The organism is Poseidonocella sp. HB161398 (genome assembly GCF_005870025.1).
GTDB lineage: Bacteria > Pseudomonadota > Alphaproteobacteria > Rhodobacterales > Rhodobacteraceae > Mangrovicoccus.
The window spans coordinates 1-16,365 of the sequence record NZ_VATA01000037.1 but is presented as its reverse complement, the minus strand read 5'-3'; the positions used below and the strand labels follow the sequence as shown (position 1 = coordinate 16,365).

16 protein-coding genes and 1 pseudogene are annotated in these 16,365 nt (G+C 69.4%); 1 reads left to right on the top strand and 16 read right to left on the bottom strand.

The window, feature by feature from the left end; translation table 11 throughout:
- Positions 1 to 6: 6 nt before the first annotated feature.
- Positions 7 to 1,191 (bottom strand): M24 family metallopeptidase, encoded by a 1,185-nt coding sequence (locus tag FGX59_RS23580; RefSeq protein ID WP_138469585.1) that lies wholly within the window; start codon positions 1,189 to 1,191, stop codon positions 7 to 9.
- A 276-nt stretch (positions 1,192 to 1,467) separates the two neighbouring features.
- Here FGX59_RS23580 and FGX59_RS23575 point away from each other — a divergent pair, with 276 nt between their 5' ends.
- Positions 1,468 to 1,890: an SRPBCC domain-containing protein gene (locus FGX59_RS23575; RefSeq protein WP_138469584.1), complete on the top strand. Its 423-nt coding sequence runs from the start codon at positions 1,468 to 1,470 to the stop codon at positions 1,888 to 1,890.
- 48 nt (positions 1,891 to 1,938) lie between these two features.
- On the opposite strand, the gene FGX59_RS37735 is transcribed toward FGX59_RS23575, so the two are convergent.
- The 15 genes and pseudogenes from FGX59_RS37735 to FGX59_RS23505 all read right to left on the bottom strand — a co-directional run.
- On the bottom strand, positions 1,939 to 2,094 hold the full coding sequence (locus FGX59_RS37735) for a hypothetical protein (RefSeq protein WP_171060800.1): 156 nt from the start codon (positions 2,092 to 2,094) through the stop codon (positions 1,939 to 1,941).
- On the bottom strand, positions 2,091 to 2,573 hold the full coding sequence (locus FGX59_RS23570) for a hypothetical protein (RefSeq protein WP_138469583.1): 483 nt from the start codon (positions 2,571 to 2,573) through the stop codon (positions 2,091 to 2,093). Before FGX59_RS23570 ends, FGX59_RS37735 begins: the two co-directional genes overlap by 4 nt.
- Before the next feature lie 66 nt (positions 2,574 to 2,639).
- Positions 2,640 to 3,893 carry an agmatinase family protein gene (locus FGX59_RS23565; RefSeq protein WP_138469582.1) on the bottom strand — a complete coding sequence of 418 codons (1,254 nt, stop codon included), beginning with the start codon at positions 3,891 to 3,893 and terminating at the stop codon, positions 2,640 to 2,642.
- Between the two features lie 95 nt (positions 3,894 to 3,988).
- On the bottom strand, positions 3,989 to 4,759 hold the full coding sequence (locus FGX59_RS23560) for an ABC transporter ATP-binding protein (RefSeq protein ID WP_138469581.1): 771 nt from the start codon (positions 4,757 to 4,759) through the stop codon (positions 3,989 to 3,991).
- A gap of 172 nt (positions 4,760 to 4,931) precedes the next feature.
- Positions 4,932 to 5,744, bottom strand: a complete 813-nt coding sequence (locus tag FGX59_RS23555) for an ABC transporter permease (protein ID WP_138469580.1) — start codon at positions 5,742 to 5,744, stop codon at positions 4,932 to 4,934.
- 51 nt (positions 5,745 to 5,795) lie between these two features.
- Positions 5,796 to 6,851, bottom strand: a complete 1,056-nt coding sequence (locus FGX59_RS23550; RefSeq protein WP_171060799.1) for a putative urea ABC transporter substrate-binding protein — start codon at positions 6,849 to 6,851, stop codon at positions 5,796 to 5,798.
- 390 nt (positions 6,852 to 7,241) lie between these two features.
- On the bottom strand, positions 7,242 to 9,098 hold the full coding sequence (glsA, locus tag FGX59_RS23545; RefSeq protein WP_138469579.1) for a glutaminase A: 1,857 nt from the start codon (positions 9,096 to 9,098) through the stop codon (positions 7,242 to 7,244).
- Between the two features lie 78 nt (positions 9,099 to 9,176).
- Positions 9,177 to 10,568 carry an FGGY-family carbohydrate kinase gene (locus tag FGX59_RS23540; RefSeq protein WP_138469578.1) on the bottom strand — a complete coding sequence of 464 codons (1,392 nt, stop codon included), beginning with the start codon at positions 10,566 to 10,568 and terminating at the stop codon, positions 9,177 to 9,179.
- Entirely contained in the window at positions 10,565 to 10,879 is a 315-nt protein-coding gene (rhaM, locus tag FGX59_RS23535; protein ID WP_206078420.1) for an L-rhamnose mutarotase, read from the bottom strand. Before rhaM ends, FGX59_RS23540 begins: the two co-directional genes overlap by 4 nt.
- A complete protein-coding gene (locus tag FGX59_RS23530) occupies positions 10,879 to 11,886 on the bottom strand; it encodes an ABC transporter permease (protein WP_138469576.1) in 1,008 nt (335 codons plus the stop codon). The genes rhaM and FGX59_RS23530 overlap by 1 nt, the downstream gene beginning before the upstream one ends.
- Positions 11,883 to 12,860 carry an ABC transporter permease gene (locus tag FGX59_RS23525; RefSeq protein ID WP_138469575.1) on the bottom strand — a complete coding sequence of 326 codons (978 nt, stop codon included), beginning with the start codon at positions 12,858 to 12,860 and terminating at the stop codon, positions 11,883 to 11,885. Before FGX59_RS23525 ends, FGX59_RS23530 begins: the two co-directional genes overlap by 4 nt.
- The gene (locus FGX59_RS23520; protein WP_138469574.1) at positions 12,857 to 14,374 is read right to left on the bottom strand and encodes a sugar ABC transporter ATP-binding protein; all 1,518 of its coding nucleotides are present in this window, start codon (positions 14,372 to 14,374) and stop codon (positions 12,857 to 12,859) included. Before FGX59_RS23520 ends, FGX59_RS23525 begins: the two co-directional genes overlap by 4 nt.
- An 82-nt stretch (positions 14,375 to 14,456) precedes the next feature.
- On the bottom strand, positions 14,457 to 15,446 hold the full coding sequence (gene rhaS / locus FGX59_RS23515) for a rhamnose ABC transporter substrate-binding protein (RefSeq protein ID WP_138469573.1): 990 nt from the start codon (positions 15,444 to 15,446) through the stop codon (positions 14,457 to 14,459).
- Between the two features lie 25 nt (positions 15,447 to 15,471).
- Positions 15,472 to 16,125 (bottom strand): SGNH/GDSL hydrolase family protein, encoded by a 654-nt coding sequence (locus FGX59_RS23510; protein WP_138469572.1) that lies wholly within the window; start codon positions 16,123 to 16,125, stop codon positions 15,472 to 15,474.
- Positions 16,122 to 16,365: pseudogene (locus tag FGX59_RS23505) on the bottom strand (DeoR/GlpR family DNA-binding transcription regulator); the annotation flags it as partial. The pseudogene FGX59_RS23505 and the gene FGX59_RS23510, both read right to left, overlap by 4 nt.

Sequence of the window (16,365 nt, the reverse complement as noted above, 5' to 3'; positions counted from 1 at the left end):
TGTGCGTCAGTCCTTCACGAAGAGCTTGCGCGGCACGTTCGACAGGGTCTCGGCCGGGCCGTCCTCGCGGATCAGGATCGTCTCCGTGGTTTCCATGCCCCAGTCCTCCATCCACAGGCCGGGCATGAAATGGAAGGTCATCCCCGGCTCTAGCACCGTCTCGTCATAGGCGCGCAGGCTGACGGTATGTTCACCCCAATCCGGCGGATAGCTCAACCCCACCGCATAGCCGCAGCGGTTCGGCCGCTCGATGCCGACCCGGGCGAGCTCGGCGTCGAGCGCGCGGGCGATGTCGCAGGCGCGGTTGCCGGGGCGCGCCACCTCGATCCCGGCATTCAGCCCCTCGGTCAGCGCGGCGGCGGCATCGGCCATGTATTGCGGCGGCTTGCCGAAGAAGATCGTCCGGCAGAGCGGCGCGTGGTAGCGCCGGTAGCAGCCCGACTGCTCGATGAAGGTCGCCTCTCCCTTCTTCAGCGCCTCGCCGTTCCAGGTCAGGTGCGGCGCCGAGGCGTCCCTGCCCGAGGGCAGCAGCGGCACGATCGCCGGATAGTCGCCCCAGCTGTCGGCCTCGCCGGTCACGGCGGTCTTGTAGAGCTCGCCGACCAGCACGTGCTTCTTCATGCCGGGCTCGGCCAGCTCGACGGCGCGGTCGATCACCAGCTCGGATATCCGCGCGGCGCGGCGCATGAAGCCGAGCTCCTCCTCCGACTTCACCAGCCGCTGCCAGTTGACCAGGCTCGAGGCGTCCATCATCTCGGCCGCGGGCAGGCATTCGGCCAGCGTGGTGAAGGCGCGGGCGGAGAAGAAATAGGTCTCCATCTCGACGCCGATGCGCTTGTTGCCATAGCCCATGATCCGCAGATGCGAGGCCAGATCCTCCATCGGATGGCTGTCGGCGGACTGCACGTAGCGGTCGGGATAGGGCAGGATATGGTCGTCCTCCATCCAGACCGTGCGGCGCGCGCCATTGGCGTCCATGAAGCGGCCCCACCAGTAGGGATCGCCCTCGAGCGGCAGGATCACCCCTTGGTGGACATAGAAGGACCAGCCGTCATAGCCGGTCAGCCAGTACTGGTTCGACGGATTGGTGACGAAGAGCACGTCGATGCCCAGATCGGCCATGGTCTCGCGGGTCTGGCGGAGGCGCCGGTCGTATTCGCTCCGGGAAAAGGGCGCGTTCTCTATCGGCATGGGGCACTCGTCCTTGCTTGAAACCAGTCGCGGCGGGGCGGATCCGCGGGCACCGGCCTCCAATCGTGGAGGCGGCTGCGGCAGGGTCAACTCGAAACCGGTTAACGGCGGCAAGCCATGGCCGGGGCGGGGCGGGCTGCCGAAAGCTTGGGCGCTTCGCGCAGGCGGGGCTCCGGGCCGATCTCTGGGCGGAACGCCGCCCGCAGCGCCCGCCGGCAGTTCCCAAGCGCCCCCGCTCCGCGTAGCATGGCGCCGCATGCAGAGGAGGAGGAGGACATGCAGATTGCAGTGGAGACGCTGGTGCACGCGCCAGTGGAGACGGTCTGGGCCTGCTGGACGACCCCGGGGGACATCCTGGAATGGAATGCGGCCTCTCCGGACTGGCACACGACCCATGCCGAGCTGGATCTGGTGCCCGGAGGACGCTTCCGGTCGCGGATGGAGGCCAGGGATGGCAGCACGGGCTTCGATTTCGAGGGGACGTTCGTGCGGATCGAGGAGATGAGCCTGATCGAATCGACTTTCGGCGGCCGTCGTCTGAAGGTCTGGTTTCAGCCAGCTCCGGGGGGAACGCTGGTGCGCGAGGTCTTCGATCCCGAGGACGAGCATCCCGCCGAGATGCAGCGCCAGGGCTGGCAGGCGATCCTCGACAATTTCGCCCGCCATGTCGAAGCGAAGATGGCGGCGGAGGCCGGCTAGCCCGGCCGGGGAGGCCCCGGATCCGCTTTGCGGTCCGGGGCAGGTCCGTCAGGAGCGGCGGCGTAGGAGCAGGACTCCTGCGGCGGCCGCGACGGCCAGGACCGCGACCAGGCCGCCATGGGGATGCAGATGCGCGGCCTCCGCCCCGTGGGCGAGGGCGGGCAGCGGCAGCAGCGCGGCGAGGGCGGCAGAGAGGGTCTTCATTTGTCGAACTCCGCTTTGCGGGACATCAGGACGTCGCGGATATCGGTCACGACTTTCTCGTCCATGGAGACATAGACCAGCGCCATGTTGGTGCGGTCGGTGATCATCGGCCCCGGGAAGGGCAGGTAGCTGAGCTCGCGCGAGCCGAAGGAGGGCGAGGCGGTGCCGACCTGCCATTCGGTCTTCAGCTCGACATCGACGAGCTTGAGCGCGGTGGCGCCGCCGGCGCCGGGCTTCTCGAAGGGCACGCCCGCGAGGCGCAGATAGGCCTGCTTGTCCGCCGCCTGCACGAAGCCGTCGATGAACTGCGTGGCCAGCACCTGCAGATCGGCGGCCTCGTCATGGGCATGCATATGCGACCGCAGATGCTCGCCATGGGCATGGTTGTGGCCGGGACCATGGGCATGGCCATGCGCGTGGCCGTGGCCGTCGGAATGGCCGTGATGGTGGTGGTGGCCGTGCGGGTGGTCATGCGGCATGCTCTGCCCCTTCTGCCCTGGGCCGCGCCGGGACGGCGGCGCGGCGGATGCGGGAAATCGCGCGGCTCATTGCTTGTTCGACCAGCGGTTGCCGGAGAACTCGCCATGCGGGATCGCGACCGGCTTGTCGATATGCGCCTTGTGCTTGCCCATCGTCCCGGCCGCGACCATCGAGCCGAGCACGTCGACGATCACCCGCGTGCCCATCAGCGCAGTGATGTCGGAGGTGTCGTAGGGCGGGGCGACCTCGACCAGCTCCATGCCGCAGAGCCCTTCGGCCGCGACCTTGGAGGCCAGCGCCAGCGCCTCGCGCGGCAGGAAGCCGCCCGGTTCGGGCCAGCCGGTGCCAGGGACGAAGCCGCAGTCGATGCTATCGATGTCGAAGGACATGTAGACCATGTCGACCCCGTCCCAGGCCATCTCCAGCGCCATCTCGGCGGTGCGGTCGACGCCCATCCGCTCCATGTCGGACATGGTGATGATGTTGGTCTCGCGCTCGCGGGCGACCTTCACCGCCTCGCGCGGGACCTGCCAGCCGCCGATGCCGACCTGGACCAGGTTCTTGGCGGGCACGTTCGGCAGGTTCGTCGAGTGGAACCAGGGCGTGGTGTGCATCCGCTCGTCCAGGTCCTTTTCCTGGATGTCGGCATGGCGGTCGAAATGCACGATGCCGATCTTCTTCGAGGTGCATTCGGCGATGCCGCGCACGCAGGGGAAGCCGATCGAATGGTCGCCGCCGATCATCACCGGGAAGCTGCCCGAGCTGAAGACATGGCTGACCGCGCGGCTGATCTGGTCGAAGCTCTTCTCGATATTGGCCGGGATGGTGAAGACGTCGCCGGCGTCGCAGAGCGTCATCTGCTCGCGCAGGTCGACGCCCATCTCGTAGTTGTAGGGGGTGTAGATCGCCGAGATCTTGCGCAGCCCCTGCGGGCCGAAGCGGGTGCCCGAACGGTAGGTCGTGCCGCCGTCGAAGGGGATGCCGAGCACGGTCGCGTCGTAATGGGCGACCTCCAGCACGTCCTCGGCATAGGGCGCCTTGAGGAAGGTGTTGATGCCCGCGTAATGCGGCAGCTCGCCCCGCGCGAAGGTCGGGATCGACTTGTCCTCGATCGAGTCCGCGCCGGTGAGGCCCATGCGCAGCGCCCAGCGGCGCTCCTCGTCCCAGCGGCCCTCGGGCAGCTCGCCCTCCTTCATCATCGCCTTCCAGCCGAGCAGCTTGGTCAGATCCGGGTGATGGGCGCGGCGGCCCCGCGCGGCATGGCGGGCCAGGGCGTCCTGGGGATGGTGCGACCGGGTCGCTCTGGGGTCTGAAAACATCGCTGTCTCCATCATGTCGGGGCGTCTGCCCCTTTGGGATCCGGACCTTGGCGAGGTCCGCGCGGAGGGTCCGGGGTCGCGCGCGGTCCGTGGGTTCACTCCGCGGCGCGGAGCGAGGGGTACCTGTCGAGCAGCCCCTGGAAGGGGATGCCGCCCTGGCGGGCGTCGAAATCGTAGGTGATGGTCGCGCCGAAGGCGGCCGGGTCCTGCGGGTCCCAGCGCGGCTTGTCGAAGACCAGCACCCGGTCGCCGAGCTTGAAGCCCTCGCCGAGGTCATGGGTGACCATGAAGACGGTCATCGGGCTCTCGGCGCGCAGCTCGGTCAGGAAGTCGTGCATCTGGATGCGGGTGCCCGGATCGAGCGCGCCGAAGGGCTCGTCGAGAAGCAGGATCCTGGGCCGCGCGGCCAGCGCCTGGCCGATGGCCAGCCGCTGCTGCATGCCGCCCGAGAGCGTGGCGGGGTAGGTCTGCGCCACATGGGAGAGGCCGATGCGCTCCAGGATGGCATCGGCGCGCTCGCGGGCGGCCTTCAGCCTGGCGCCGCGGAACCGGCCCCAGGCGGTGTCGAAGGCCTCGCCCGCGACGATGTTGTCGCGCACGGTCATGTGCGGGAAGACCGAGTAGCGCTGGAAGACGACGCCGCGCTCGCGGCCGGGCTCTCGGGCGCGGGGGCCGCCCTCGATGCGGATCGCGCCGCGGGTCGGCTGCTCCTGCGCCAAGAGGAGGCGCAGGAAGGTGGACTTGCCGCAGCCGGAGGCGCCGACGATGGAGATGAACTCGCCCTCCTCGACATCGAGATTGACGCGCTCGAGGATCGGCCGGCCGTCATAGGACTGCCAGATGTCGCGGGCGGTGACGAAGCTCATGGGCGGGTCTCCTGTCCTTGGGGCCTGCGGAAGGGCCGGGACGGCGAAGGCTGCGCGCGGGGGCGCCGCCCCGCGGGCCCCGTGCCGTCTGAGGGAGCCAGCGCCATGGGTCCTGCGGGCAGGCGGCATGGCCCGGAACAGGGCCGGGCCGCTGCGGGAACGGGCGCGGCGGTCACAGGCCCGCTCCCATCCAGGGGAAGGCGCGCTCCGAGATCCGCTTGAGCACCCAGTCGATGAGGAAGGCGAGGAGGGTGATCCAGATCACGTAGGTCAGGATGATGTCCATCGCGAGATAGCGGCGCACCAGGAAGATGCGGTAGCCGAGTCCGACATCCGCCGCCACCGCCTCGGCGGCGATCAGGAAGAGCCAGGCGGAGCCCAGCGACAGCCGCACGGCGGAGATCAGCCGCGGCAGCACCTGCGGCAGCGCCACGCGCAGCGCGATCACGAAGGAGGAGGCGCCGAGGGTCTGGGCCTTGACGATCTGCTCGACCGGGATGTCGAGCACGCGCTGGCTGAGATCGCGGGTCATGAAGGGGGTGATGCCGATGACGATCAGCACGACCTTCGAGACCTCGCCGAGGCCGAAGACGATGAAGAGGATCGGCAGCAGCGCCAGCGGCGGCACCATCGACAGGACGGCGACGAAGCCGGTCAGGCTCTTCCTGGCATAGGGCAGCAGCCCGACCGCCATGCCGATCGACAGCGACAGGGCCGCGGCGATGCCCACCCCGAGGAAGAGACGGCGCAGGCTGGCGAAAGTGTCCTGCCAGAGCAGGATCTCGCCCGAGCGCTTGTCGGCCTCGGTGAAGAGGCGCACGGCGGTGGCGCGGATCGTGTCGAGCGCGGGCAGAAGCTTGTCCGCGGGGTTGGCGGCGAGGCGGATCTCGGAGCCGATCGCATAGGCGGCGAGGATCGCGGCGAAGGGCAGGGCGGCCAGAAGCAGGGCCGTGGGCCGCGAGGGAACGCGGTTGATCAGGCGCATGGGCAATCTCCGGTCGGGGAGGTCCCGGCGCGGGGGCCGGGACGGGACAGGTCAGAGGCTGCCTTCCGCGGCCATCTGCATGTAGGTGGCGTCGAAGCGGAACTGGACATTGCCGGCATCGCCGGTAACCGTGCCGCCGGGATATTCGACGCCGATGAAATCCGCCGAGGGGGCGCCGACGCCGAGGATGCCCTTGTCGAACAGGAAATCCGCGACGCTGGTCATGGTGGCGGGCAGCTCGGGGCTTTCGGCCTGGGCGACGGCCTCGGCCGGGTCGTAGAACATGCGCGTGGCGGCAAGCTGGGCCTTGTAGCCCTCCAGATCGGTGCCCGAGGCTTCGGCCATCGCGCCGAGCGCGGCCTCGTCGCCCGCGGCCATCAGCCCCATCACCTCGTACCAGGCCCCCGCCAGCGCCTTGCCGAAATCGGGATTGTCGGCCAGCGTCGCGGTATTGACCACCATCAGATCGAGGATCTCGCCGGGGATCATCGAGCTGTCGAAGATGTTCGCGGCGTCGGGGTTGGCGCCGAGGATTTCCGAGACCAGCGGGTTCCAGGTGACGACCGCGGTCACTTCGGGCGCGGCAAAGGCGGCGATCATGTCGGCATCCGAGGTGTTCACCACCCCGTCGAGATCGGCCTCGGCCAGCCCCGCGCTCTCGAGCGCGCGGGCCAGCAGGTAGTGGGAGACCGACAGCTCCACCAGGTTGACCTTCTGCCCGGCGAGATCGGCCACGGACCCCTCGCCCTTGAGGATCACCGCGTCATTGCCGTCGGAATAGTCGCCGATGATCAGCGCTGTGGTGTCGACGCCGCCGCCTGCGGGAATCGACAGCGTGTCCATGTTGGTCGCGACCACCCCGTCGAATGCGCCGGCCGTGTACTGGTTGATGGATTCGACATAGTCGTTGATCTGCACGATATCGACGGAGATGCCGTATTTCTCCGCCCATTTGTCCATGATCCCCGAGTCGGAGAGATAGCCCCAGGGCATCCAGCCCACATAGATGGACCAGGCCACCTTGAAATCGGTCTTCCCGGCGGCCAGGGCAGGCGCTCCGAGCGCGGCGGAAAGGATCGTCGCAGACAGAATCGTCGTCTTCAGCATGTTCTGCTCCCTGTGTTCCGCCATTGTCTTTTGATGGATCGCGGGCGGAACGGAGAAACTGAGACGCGGGCGAACCAACGCAGTACTCTCCCGGGATTTTGGCCCGCCGTGTACTTCCGCGGAATTTGCCGCGCAAGCGGCGCTTCTCGGACCTGCATCCCTCTTGGCGGAGGCGACCGGAACCCTAAGCACCCTGCGCCTTCAGATAAGCCGCCTGCCGCGGCATCTGCCAAGGCGTTTTTCCCGGGCCTGCGGCTGCGACAGCGCTTTCGCAGGCGACTGCCCGAGATTTACGCGAATAAAGTTACAGAAAGGCCGTTGGTTGAGCAGGGAAATTGCCCGTTCCGGCGGCAATGCCCGGGGGCCGGCGCCGCAATGCGGCACCGGGCGCTAGTCGAGGGCGATGATCTGGCGGTTCGCCTGGCGCAGCCGGGCGGCGAGGCTGCGGGAGAGATTCGCATAGACTGCCGCGGCGAGGGCGGGCCGCGCGGCGAGAAGCTCGCGCAGCGCGGCGGCGGGGAAGGCATAGCACTCCGCCGCTCCGGCGGCATCGGCATGGGACGCGCGCGGCGCGTCCTCGAGCAGGGCCATCTCGCCGAAGGACTGGCCGGGCCCGACTGCGCTGACCCGCCGCGCGGTGCCGTCCGGGGCGACGGCCGAGATGTCGACCTGGCCCGCGGCGAGGACGAAGACCGCGCGGGCGGTGTCGCCCCTGGCGATGATGCGCTCGCCCGGGGCGAAGGACAGGCGAACCGCCATCCGCTCGAGCGCGGCCAGATCGGCGGGCGCGGCCCCGGCGAAGAGCGCGGCGCCCGAGAGCCGGGCAAGCCGCGCCTCCCGCGGCGGCTGCGCGCGGGCGATCAGCGCCTCCTCATGCGCCTCGATCGCCTCGGCGATGCCGGCCGGCCGGGTCACATGGCCCGCGGGCGCCTCTTCCAGCTGCCGGGCGAGGCCGGAGCTCTCGTGGCGCGGCCCCAGGCCGGTGACGCAGAGCTGGCAGCCGCGCCCGGCCAGGGCGGCGGGCAGCTGGCCGAGAAGCGCGGCGGCCGCGCGGTCGATGCTGCCGGCATGGTGGAAATCGAGGACCAGCGTCCCGCCGCGTTCGGCCAGCGCCCCGGCGCGGCGCACCGCCTTCTCGGCCGAGGCGAAATAGAGCGGCCCCTGCAGCTCGATCACCCGCAGCGCGGCGCCCTCGCGTTCGAGCAGCGCGCAATCGGCCTGCGGGCGCTCGCGGCAGGAGGCGACCTCGGCGCTGCTGTATTCCCGCCGGATGACCGCGCCGGGGTCGAGATGCGGGGCGAAGGCGTGCAGGCCGAAATCCGCGGCGATCCGGCGGCAGGCCTCGATGCCGCGCACCGAATTACCGACCGCGTCGAGCCGCGGCGACCAGACCGCCAGGCCGAACTGGCCCGGCACCACCGCGCAGAGCATCCCCGAGACGCCGCTTTTGGCGGGCAGCCCCACGTCGAAGATCCACTGCCCGGCATAGTCGTACATCCCGCAGGTCGCCATCACCGACAGGATGTCCTGCGCGACGGGCGCGGAATAGACCTGCCGCCCGGTCAGCGGGTTCGCGCCGCCATTGGCCAGGGTCGCCGCCATCACCGCGAGGTCGCGGCAATCCGCCAGCACCGAGCACTGCTTGAAATAGAGGTCGAGCACCGCGTCGGGATCGCCCTCGATCATGCCGGAATTGAGCATCAGCCAGGCGATGGCGCGGTTGCGGTGGCCGGTCTCCTTCTCCGAGCCGAAGACGGTCAGGTCGATCTCCAGCGGCCGCCCGGCGAGGTCGGAGAAGAGGCCCTGCATGCGCAGCTCGTCCTCCGCGGGGCTGCCGTCCGACAGCAGCGCCGAGACCGCGATCGCCCCGGCATTGACCATCGGGTTGAAGGGGCGGTTGTTCTCCTCGTCGAGGAGGATGGCGTTGAAGCGCTCGCCAGTCGGCTCGACGCCGACCCGCGCCATCACCGCCTCGCGGCCGAGCGCCTCCAGCGCGGCGCCGTACATGAAGGGCTTCGAGACCGACTGGATCGTCACCTCCTCGGCCGCGTCCCCGGCGGCGGCGAGCGTGCCGTCGACCATGGCCAGCGCGATGCCGAACCCCTCCGGATCGGCACGGCCCAGCTCGGGGATATAGGTCGCGACCTCGCCCGCGGAGAGGCCGCGCAGCTCGGAGCAGAGCCGTTCCAGGTAGTCCTGCAGCAGATGCCGGGCCCCGGGGCCCGTGGCGGCGTCTGTCTCGGGCATCGCGGTCTCCTCCTGCGCTCCGGCTCCTCACGTTACCGTCGGGCCGCAGCGCCAGGGAATGCGCCTCTCTGCCCGGGGCTACGCGGTTGCTGCCGGGCAGGCGGGCGCGCTGCGGCCCGCCATCTCGCGCCAGCGCGCGGCATAGGCGGCCAGCGGGCCGGTCTCGCCGGGCGCGACCCGGCGCGTGCCGGGCGGCGGGGCGTCTGGCAGGAGCAGCATCGCCGCGCCGATGCTGGTGCCGGTGGCCGAGGCCGCGGTCTCCACCCCGGCGGGGCGCAGCGCGGCGAGCATCTCCAGATAGGCGGGATTGGCGGCGAAGGGACCCTCGACGATCACCGGCCCCTCGGCCCCGGCCAGGCCGAGGCAGGTATCGGTCATCAGCGCCAGGTACCAGGCCAGCGCCAGCATCCGCGCGCCGTCGGTGGGCGGCGGGGCGGTCCAGCCGCCGCAGGCGCCGGGGAAAGGGCCGCTGCCGGGCTCGACCGAGGGCAGCAGCATCAGCCCGCCCTCCAGCACCGCGCGGCGGTCGGCTTCCGAGGGGCGCGCGTCGCTGCCCTGGCGGACGATCTCGTATTCGCGCCCGCCCATGAACCGCGCCGAGGGCACCGGGTCGCCCATCGCGTTGACATTGACCAGCGTGTCCCGCGCCGGATCGCGGGCGCCCGCGGCGCCGCCGATCGCCATGCAGACGACCCAGGTGCCGGTCGACACGACCGAAAAGGCGCCCTGGCGTCCCAGGAGATGCGGGTAGAGCGAGGCGTTGCTGTCATGGATGCCGCAGGCGACCGGCGTGCCCTCGGACAACCCGGTCCGCGCCGCGATCTCCGCCGAGACGCCGCCGAGAATGTCCGAGGAGCGGTGCGGCGGCGCCAGCCTGCCCTCGAGCCCGAGCGCGGCGACGAGCGGCGAGAAGCGCCGCGCCGCCGGGTCCCACAGGTCGGTATGGCAGCCGAGCGAGGTCACGTCGGTCGCCAGCGCGCCGGTCAGGCGGAAGCCCCAGTACTGCGGATAGGTGACGACATGGGCGGTCCTTGCCCAGGCGCCGGGCTGGGTGACGGACAGGTAGTGCAGCTTGGCGCCCAGGTTCAGCCCGAAGGGCAGGCGCGGGCTGCCGGTGACGGCGAAATCCGGGCGCAGCCGGTCATAGGCCCCGGCCGTTTCGGACAGGTCGTGCTCGTAATCCAGCATCGGCGCGGCAAGCCGGCCCTCGGCATCCAGCATCACCGCGGCAGCGCCATGGGTGGTCACCGAGATCGCGTCGATCCCGTGGCTCGCCTGGAAGGCGGCGAGATGGCCGAGGAAGAAGTCCCAGTGCCCTTCCAGGTCGTAATGCGGATAGGGCGGGGCGGGCAGCACCTCGTTCGGGCGCTTGACCACGGCGATTTCCGACAGGGTCGCGGCATCGACCAGCGCCAGCTTGGCATTGGTCTTGCCGACATCGATCACGGCGATATGGCGGGGCGTGGTCATGGCAGGTGGAACACCGTTTCCAAGGGAACCGAGACCGGCTCGTTATCGGGATGGGTCTGCATGATGTCGGCCATATGCGCCCACCAGCGCTTCATCACCTCATGGGCGGGCAGGGCGTCCATGCCGTGATCCTCGCGCCGCCAGAGCACGCCGAAAAGCGCGTTGGTCCCGGGGTCGTGGTGGATCGAGTAGTCCTCCACCCCGGCGTCTTTCAGCAGCGCGACGAGCTCGGGCCAGATCTCGTCATGGCGCTTGCGGTATTCGTCGAGCTGCCCGGGATGGAGCATCATGCGGAAGGCGATCTTCTCCATCATGCCCTCCGCAGCTTGGCGGCGAGCCGCGGCACGGCGATGACGCCGATCAGCATGCAGCCGATGAAGATCGACATCACGATGCCCGGCACGTTCAGCAGCCCCAGCCCGAAGGTCACGAGCCCCATCAGCACCGCCGCGATCACCACGCCCGGGATCGAGCCCGAGCCGCCGAGGATCGAGACGCCGCCGAGCACGACCATGGTCACGACTTCAAGTTCCATGCCCGAGGCGATCGAGGGCCGGGTGGAGCCCAGCCGCGAGGTCAGGCAGACCGCGGCGAGGCCGGACATCAGCCCGGTCATCAGGAAGAGGATCATCTTCACCCGCGCGACGCGGATGCCCGAGAAGAGCGCGGCGGTCGGGTTGTTGCCGATGGCATAGACCTGGCGGCCGAAATTGGTCTTGTGGAGCAGCACGCCGAAGGCGAGGGCCAGCAGGACGAAGATCACCATCTCCACCGTGATCACCCAGAAGACATAGCCCTGGCCGAACCAGGCCAGCCCCGCCGGGTAGCCGCGGAAGGCGCCGTCGCCCAGCACGATGTAGGAAAGGCCGCGGAAGAGGCTCATCGTGCCGATCGTCACCACGATCGAGGGCAGGCCCAGCCGGGTGACGAGCACGCCGTTGAAGGCGCCGCACAGAAGGCCGGTGGCCAGCCCCGCGGCGACGATCAGCCCGGTGCCGCCCCCGGCCTCCATCACCAGCCCCATCGCGGTCGAGGCCAGCGCGATGATCGAGGCGACCGACAGGTCGATCTCGCCCGAGATGATCAGGAGCGCCATGGCGAAGGCGATCATCGCCTTCTCGGTGAAGTTGAAGGTCGCGTCCGAGAGGCTCCAGGCATCCAGGAAGTAGGGCGAGGCGAAGGAGTTCAGGATGAAGACCGCCACCGCGACGAGCAGCAGCAGCGCCTCCCAGCTTTTCAGGATCTTCGCGGCGGGGGTGCCGAGGCGGTCGGGGATGTTGCGGGGGACGGGGGCCATGTCGGGATCTGCCAGGCTCATGCTGCATGCTCCGCGGATTTGAGGATGACGCGGCCCTTGGCGCGGCCGGCGCGGGCGTTGAAGGCGACGGCGATCAGGATGGCGGCGCCGGAGATGGCGAGCTGCCAGAAAGGCGAGACATCGACCACCGGCAGGGCGTTCTTGATGACGCCGAGAAAGAGCGCGCCAAGCACCGCGCCGGCCACCGTGCCGACGCCGCCGGCGATGGAGACGCCGCCGATCACGCAGGCGGCGACGACGTCCAGCTCGAACCCCCCGGCGATGTCGACATAGGCGACGGCATAGCGGGCGATCCAGAGATAGCCGGTCAGCCCCGCCAGCGCGCCCGAGATGACGAAGGCGGCGCATTGCGTGCGGCCGACATCGATGCCGGTATAGGCGGCCGCATGCGGGTTGGAGCCGGCCGCGAAGATCGAGCGGCCCAGCGTCGTGCGGCTCATGTTCAGCGCCATGGCGGCGATGGCGGCGATGGCGATCCAGGCCAGCAGCGGCAGGCCGAGCAGCGTCAGGCGCGGGAAGCCGGTGAAGCTGGCGCTCATCTCGTGGGCATTGACCCACTGCCCGTCCGAGATCAGGAAGATGATCCCGCGGAAGATCGTCATCGTGCCGAGCGTGACGACGATCGAGGGGATCTCCAGCTTCCAGACGAGCAGGCCGTTCACCGCGCCCATCAGCGCGCCGAGCCCGATGGCAAGCAGGATCGTGACGGCGACCGGCAGCCCGGGCGCGACGGTGTTCAGGAGCGCGACGACCATGCCGGTCAGCGCCAGGTTGGCCGCGACCGAGAGGTCGATGCAGCGCGTCAGGATCACCGCCATCTGGCCGAGGGCGAGGATCATCAGCGGCGCGGTATCGGTGAAGACCGAGACCAGGTTCTGCGGCGCGACGAAGCCCGGGAAGCGCGAGGCGATCAGCGCCAAGAGCGCGGCGATCACCGCGACGAGCAGGGTCTCGCGATGTTTCAGGATGCTCATGCGGCCTCCGCGGCGCTGATCCCGGCGGCGTGCCGGACAAGGGTTTCGGGAGAGAGCGCCTCGCCTGCCAGCTCGGCGGCGATGCGGCCCTCGCGCATGACGATGACGCGGTCGGACATGCCGAGAATCTCGGGGATCTCCGAGCTGACCATGATGACCGACAACCCCTCGGCGGCAAGCTCGGACATGAAGTCGTGCACCGCGGCCTTCGAGCCGATGTCGATCCCCTTGGTGGGCTCGTCGAGGATGATGACCCGCGGCTTCGTCGCCAGCCATTTGGCGATCACGACCTTCTGCTGGTTGCCGCCCGAAAGCGCGCCCACCGGCGTGTCCAGAGAGGCGGCGCGCAGATCCAGCCGCTGCGTGTACTCGCGCGCCAGCTTGAACTCCTCGGCCATGCGCAGGAAGCCGTTCCGCGACGTCCGCCCCAGCGAGGGCAGGGTGACATTCTGGAAGATCGGCAGCTGGGTGATGGCGCCCTGCCTGCCGCGGTCCTCGGGGACATAGACGATGCCCGCCTCGATCGCCTCCGCGGGCGAGCGGATCGCCAGCACCTTGTCGCCCATCTTGACGACGCCCTTCGACGGCCGCGTCAGCCCGATCAGCGCCTGCATGAATTCCGAGCGCCCGGCGCCGACGAGACCGTAGAAGCCCAGGATCTCGCCCTTGCGCAGGCCGAAGCCGATATCTTCGAACTCGGTCGGGTGGCAGTAGCCCGCGACGCGCAGCACCTCTTCGCCGATCCGCGGGGCGCGCTTGGGGAAGATCTGTTCGACCGAGCGGCCGACCATCATGCGGACCAGATCGGCCTCGGTGGTGTCGTACATGTGCCCCTGGCCGACGAACTGGCCGTCGCGGAACACGGTGTAGCGGTCGGCGATGCGGAAGATCTCGTCGAACTTGTGCGAGATGAAGAGGATCGCCTTGCCCTGGCGCTTCAGCTCCTCGACCAGTTCGTAGAGCTCCTCGATCTCCTTGTGGGACAGCGCCGCGGTGGGCTCGTCCATGATGACGACGCGGGCGTCGATCGACAGCGCGCGCGAGATGGCGACGAGGTGCTTCGAAGCGATGCCCAGATCCTTCAGGAGGACGTCCGGGTCGATCTCGGCGCCGATCCCCTTGAGGATCGCGGCCGCCCGGCGGCGCATCGCGGCCCTGTCGATCAGCCCGAACCGCGTCTTCGGCGCGTGCCCGAGGAAGATGTTCTCGGCGACGGTGAGATCGTCGAACAGGACGGTCTCCTGGTGGATCGCGGTCACGCCCGCCGCGGCGGCAGCCTGCGGCGTGTCGAAGCGGACCGGGGTGCCGTCCAGCCGGATCTCGCCCTCGTCGGGCTGGTAGATGCCGGTCAGGCACTTGACCACGGTGGACTTCCCGGCGCCGTTCTCGCCGATCAGCGCGGTCACCTCGCCCGCGTGGAGCTCCAGCCTCACGCCGTCGAGCGCGCGCGTGCCGGGGAATGTCTTGACGATGCCGGATAGTTCCAGGACCGGCACGGGGCTTGCCTCGGCCATGCGGGCCTCCCTCTTCGAAGCTGTGGACCCGTGATGCGCGGGGAAAGCTCCCCGCGCATCCCGCTCTTGGAGGAGCTCGGGATCAGAAGATGTCCTTGAAGTCGTCGATATTCGAGCTGTCGTAGACGAAGGGGTCTGCCATCGCGCCCTCGTTGTTGTCGTCGAGCGTGACCTCGCCCAGCCGGCCCATGCCGATGGTCGCGCCGGGGGCGGCCTCGTCATCGCCATTGGCCAGGTTGTAGGCGATCATCGTCGCGGCATAGCCCAGGTCGATCGGGTTCCAGATCGCGAAGCTCTTCGAGGCGCCCGACTCGATGGCGCCGGCCATCTCGGAGGGCAGGCCCAGCCCGGTGACATTCACCTGGCCGATCTTGCCGGCATCGGCCACGGCCTGCGCCGCGGCGACGATGCCGACCGAGGTCGGGGCGATGATCGCGTCGAGATCGGGATAGGACTGCATCAGCCCCTGCGCCTCGCGGTAGGACTTGTCGGCCAGGTCGTCGCCATAGACGGTCGCCACCAGGTTGATGCCCGGATAGTCCGGCATCACCTTCTTCATCTCGTCGATCCAGATGTTCTGGTTCGTGGAGGTCGTCGTCGCCGACAGCACCGCGACATCGCCGCCCTCGGGCAGGTTGTCGGCGGCGAGCTTGATGATCATGTTGCCGATCAGCGGGTTCGAGGACGGGTTCAGGTGCATCTGCCGGCCCTCGGGCGCGACGCCCGAATCCCACGAGATCACGGTGATCCCGCGCTGCATCGCCTTCTTCAGCGTCGGCACCAGCGCGTCGGTGTCATTGGCCGAGACCGCGATCGCGTCGACCTTCTGGGCGATCAGCGAGTTGATGACCTCGATCTGCCCCTCGGCCGTGGTGTCGGTCGGTCCGGTATAGATGATCTCGACATTGCCGAGCTCGCCTGCCGCCTCTTCGGCCCCCTTGGCCGCCGCCTCGAAGAAGCCGATGCCGAGCGCCTTGACCACCAGCGCGATGCGCATGTCCTCGGCCGAGGCGCCGCCGGCCAGCAGCCCGAAGGCCGCCGCCGTGGCGAGAAGCTTTGCAATTGGTTTCATTGTCTTCCTCCCTAGTGTTTCCCTGTCAGGGCGCGGAGCCCCGCTCCCGGATGACTGCGGCCAGCCCCTCCGCCAGCCGCGCATGCGCCTCTGCCGTCAGGTGGATGCCGTCCTGCGGATCCACCCGGGCGACGAGGCCCGCATCGTAGAATTCGGTGCCCATGGCCTTCGCCATGGCTTCCATCGCGCCCGCCAGTCCCCGCGACTTCTCCGCGCCGCCGACCATGTGCGGCGCAGGCACGCCGGTCTCGATGATCGGCGTCGGCGCGACCATCAGGATCTGCGGCGCGCCGCCCCCGGGGCCGCACTCCTGTCGGCGGATCTCGGTGACGAGCCGGCCCGCGCCCTTGGCGATGTCGGCGGCAGTGACGCTGAAGCGGGTCTTCAGGTCGTTGGTGCCGAGCATCAGCACCACCAGATCGACGGGCTTGTGGCTGCGCAGCACGGCCGGCAGGATGCGCAGACCGTTCATGAACGCGCCCTCGAACGGGTCGTCGAGGCAGGTGGTGCGCCCCGGCAGCCCCTCCTCGATCACGCGGTAGCCCGGCCCCAGATCGGCCGCCAGCCGCATCGGCCAGCGCGTCGCGGTGTCGTAGCGGTACCAGCTGCCGTCATCGGCAATCGCCGAGGTGCCGTGGGTGTTCGAGTCGCCGTAGCAGAGGATCACGCGCTCGCTCATGACACGGCCTCCTCGCGGGTGCCGGTGGGCGTGGCGACGACCAGCGTGACGCCCGCCGCCTCCAGCATCGCGGCGGCGCGGTCGGAAATGCCGTCATCGGTGACCAGCGTGCCGATCCGCTCCAGCGGGCAGAGGACCAGCGAGGAGCGGTTGTCGAATTTCGAGCTGTCGACCAGCACGACCAGCTCGTCGGCCTGTCCGATCAGCTTCTGCTCGGCCTGGATCAGCAGCGGATCGGCC

Bases quoted from the DNA above. Each gene is read 5' to 3' on its own strand.
- FGX59_RS23580 (WP_138469585.1), bottom strand. From the start codon at position 1,191: ATGCCGATAGAGAACGCGCCCTTTTCCCGGAGCGAATACGACCGGCGC.
- FGX59_RS23575 (WP_138469584.1), top strand. From the start codon at position 1,468: ATGCAGATTGCAGTGGAGACGCTGGTGCACGCGCCAGTGGAGACGGTC.
- FGX59_RS37735 (WP_171060800.1), bottom strand. From the start codon at position 2,094: ATGAAGACCCTCTCTGCCGCCCTCGCCGCGCTGCTGCCGCTGCCCGCC.
- FGX59_RS23570 (WP_138469583.1), bottom strand. From the start codon at position 2,573: ATGCCGCATGACCACCCGCACGGCCACCACCACCATCACGGCCATTCC.
- FGX59_RS23565 (WP_138469582.1), bottom strand. From the start codon at position 3,893: ATGTTTTCAGACCCCAGAGCGACCCGGTCGCACCATCCCCAGGACGCC.
- FGX59_RS23560 (WP_138469581.1), bottom strand. From the start codon at position 4,759: ATGAGCTTCGTCACCGCCCGCGACATCTGGCAGTCCTATGACGGCCGG.
- FGX59_RS23555 (WP_138469580.1), bottom strand. From the start codon at position 5,744: ATGCGCCTGATCAACCGCGTTCCCTCGCGGCCCACGGCCCTGCTTCTG.
- FGX59_RS23550 (WP_171060799.1), bottom strand. From the start codon at position 6,851: ATGCTGAAGACGACGATTCTGTCTGCGACGATCCTTTCCGCCGCGCTC.
- glsA (WP_138469579.1), bottom strand. From the start codon at position 9,098: ATGCCCGAGACAGACGCCGCCACGGGCCCCGGGGCCCGGCATCTGCTG.
- FGX59_RS23540 (WP_138469578.1), bottom strand. From the start codon at position 10,568: ATGACCACGCCCCGCCATATCGCCGTGATCGATGTCGGCAAGACCAAT.
- rhaM (WP_206078420.1), bottom strand. From the start codon at position 10,879: ATGGAGAAGATCGCCTTCCGCATGATGCTCCATCCCGGGCAGCTCGAC.
- FGX59_RS23530 (WP_138469576.1), bottom strand. From the start codon at position 11,886: ATGAGCCTGGCAGATCCCGACATGGCCCCCGTCCCCCGCAACATCCCC.
- FGX59_RS23525 (WP_138469575.1), bottom strand. From the start codon at position 12,860: ATGAGCATCCTGAAACATCGCGAGACCCTGCTCGTCGCGGTGATCGCC.
- FGX59_RS23520 (WP_138469574.1), bottom strand. From the start codon at position 14,374: ATGGCCGAGGCAAGCCCCGTGCCGGTCCTGGAACTATCCGGCATCGTC.
- rhaS (WP_138469573.1), bottom strand. From the start codon at position 15,446: ATGAAACCAATTGCAAAGCTTCTCGCCACGGCGGCGGCCTTCGGGCTG.
- FGX59_RS23510 (WP_138469572.1), bottom strand. From the start codon at position 16,125: ATGAGCGAGCGCGTGATCCTCTGCTACGGCGACTCGAACACCCACGGC.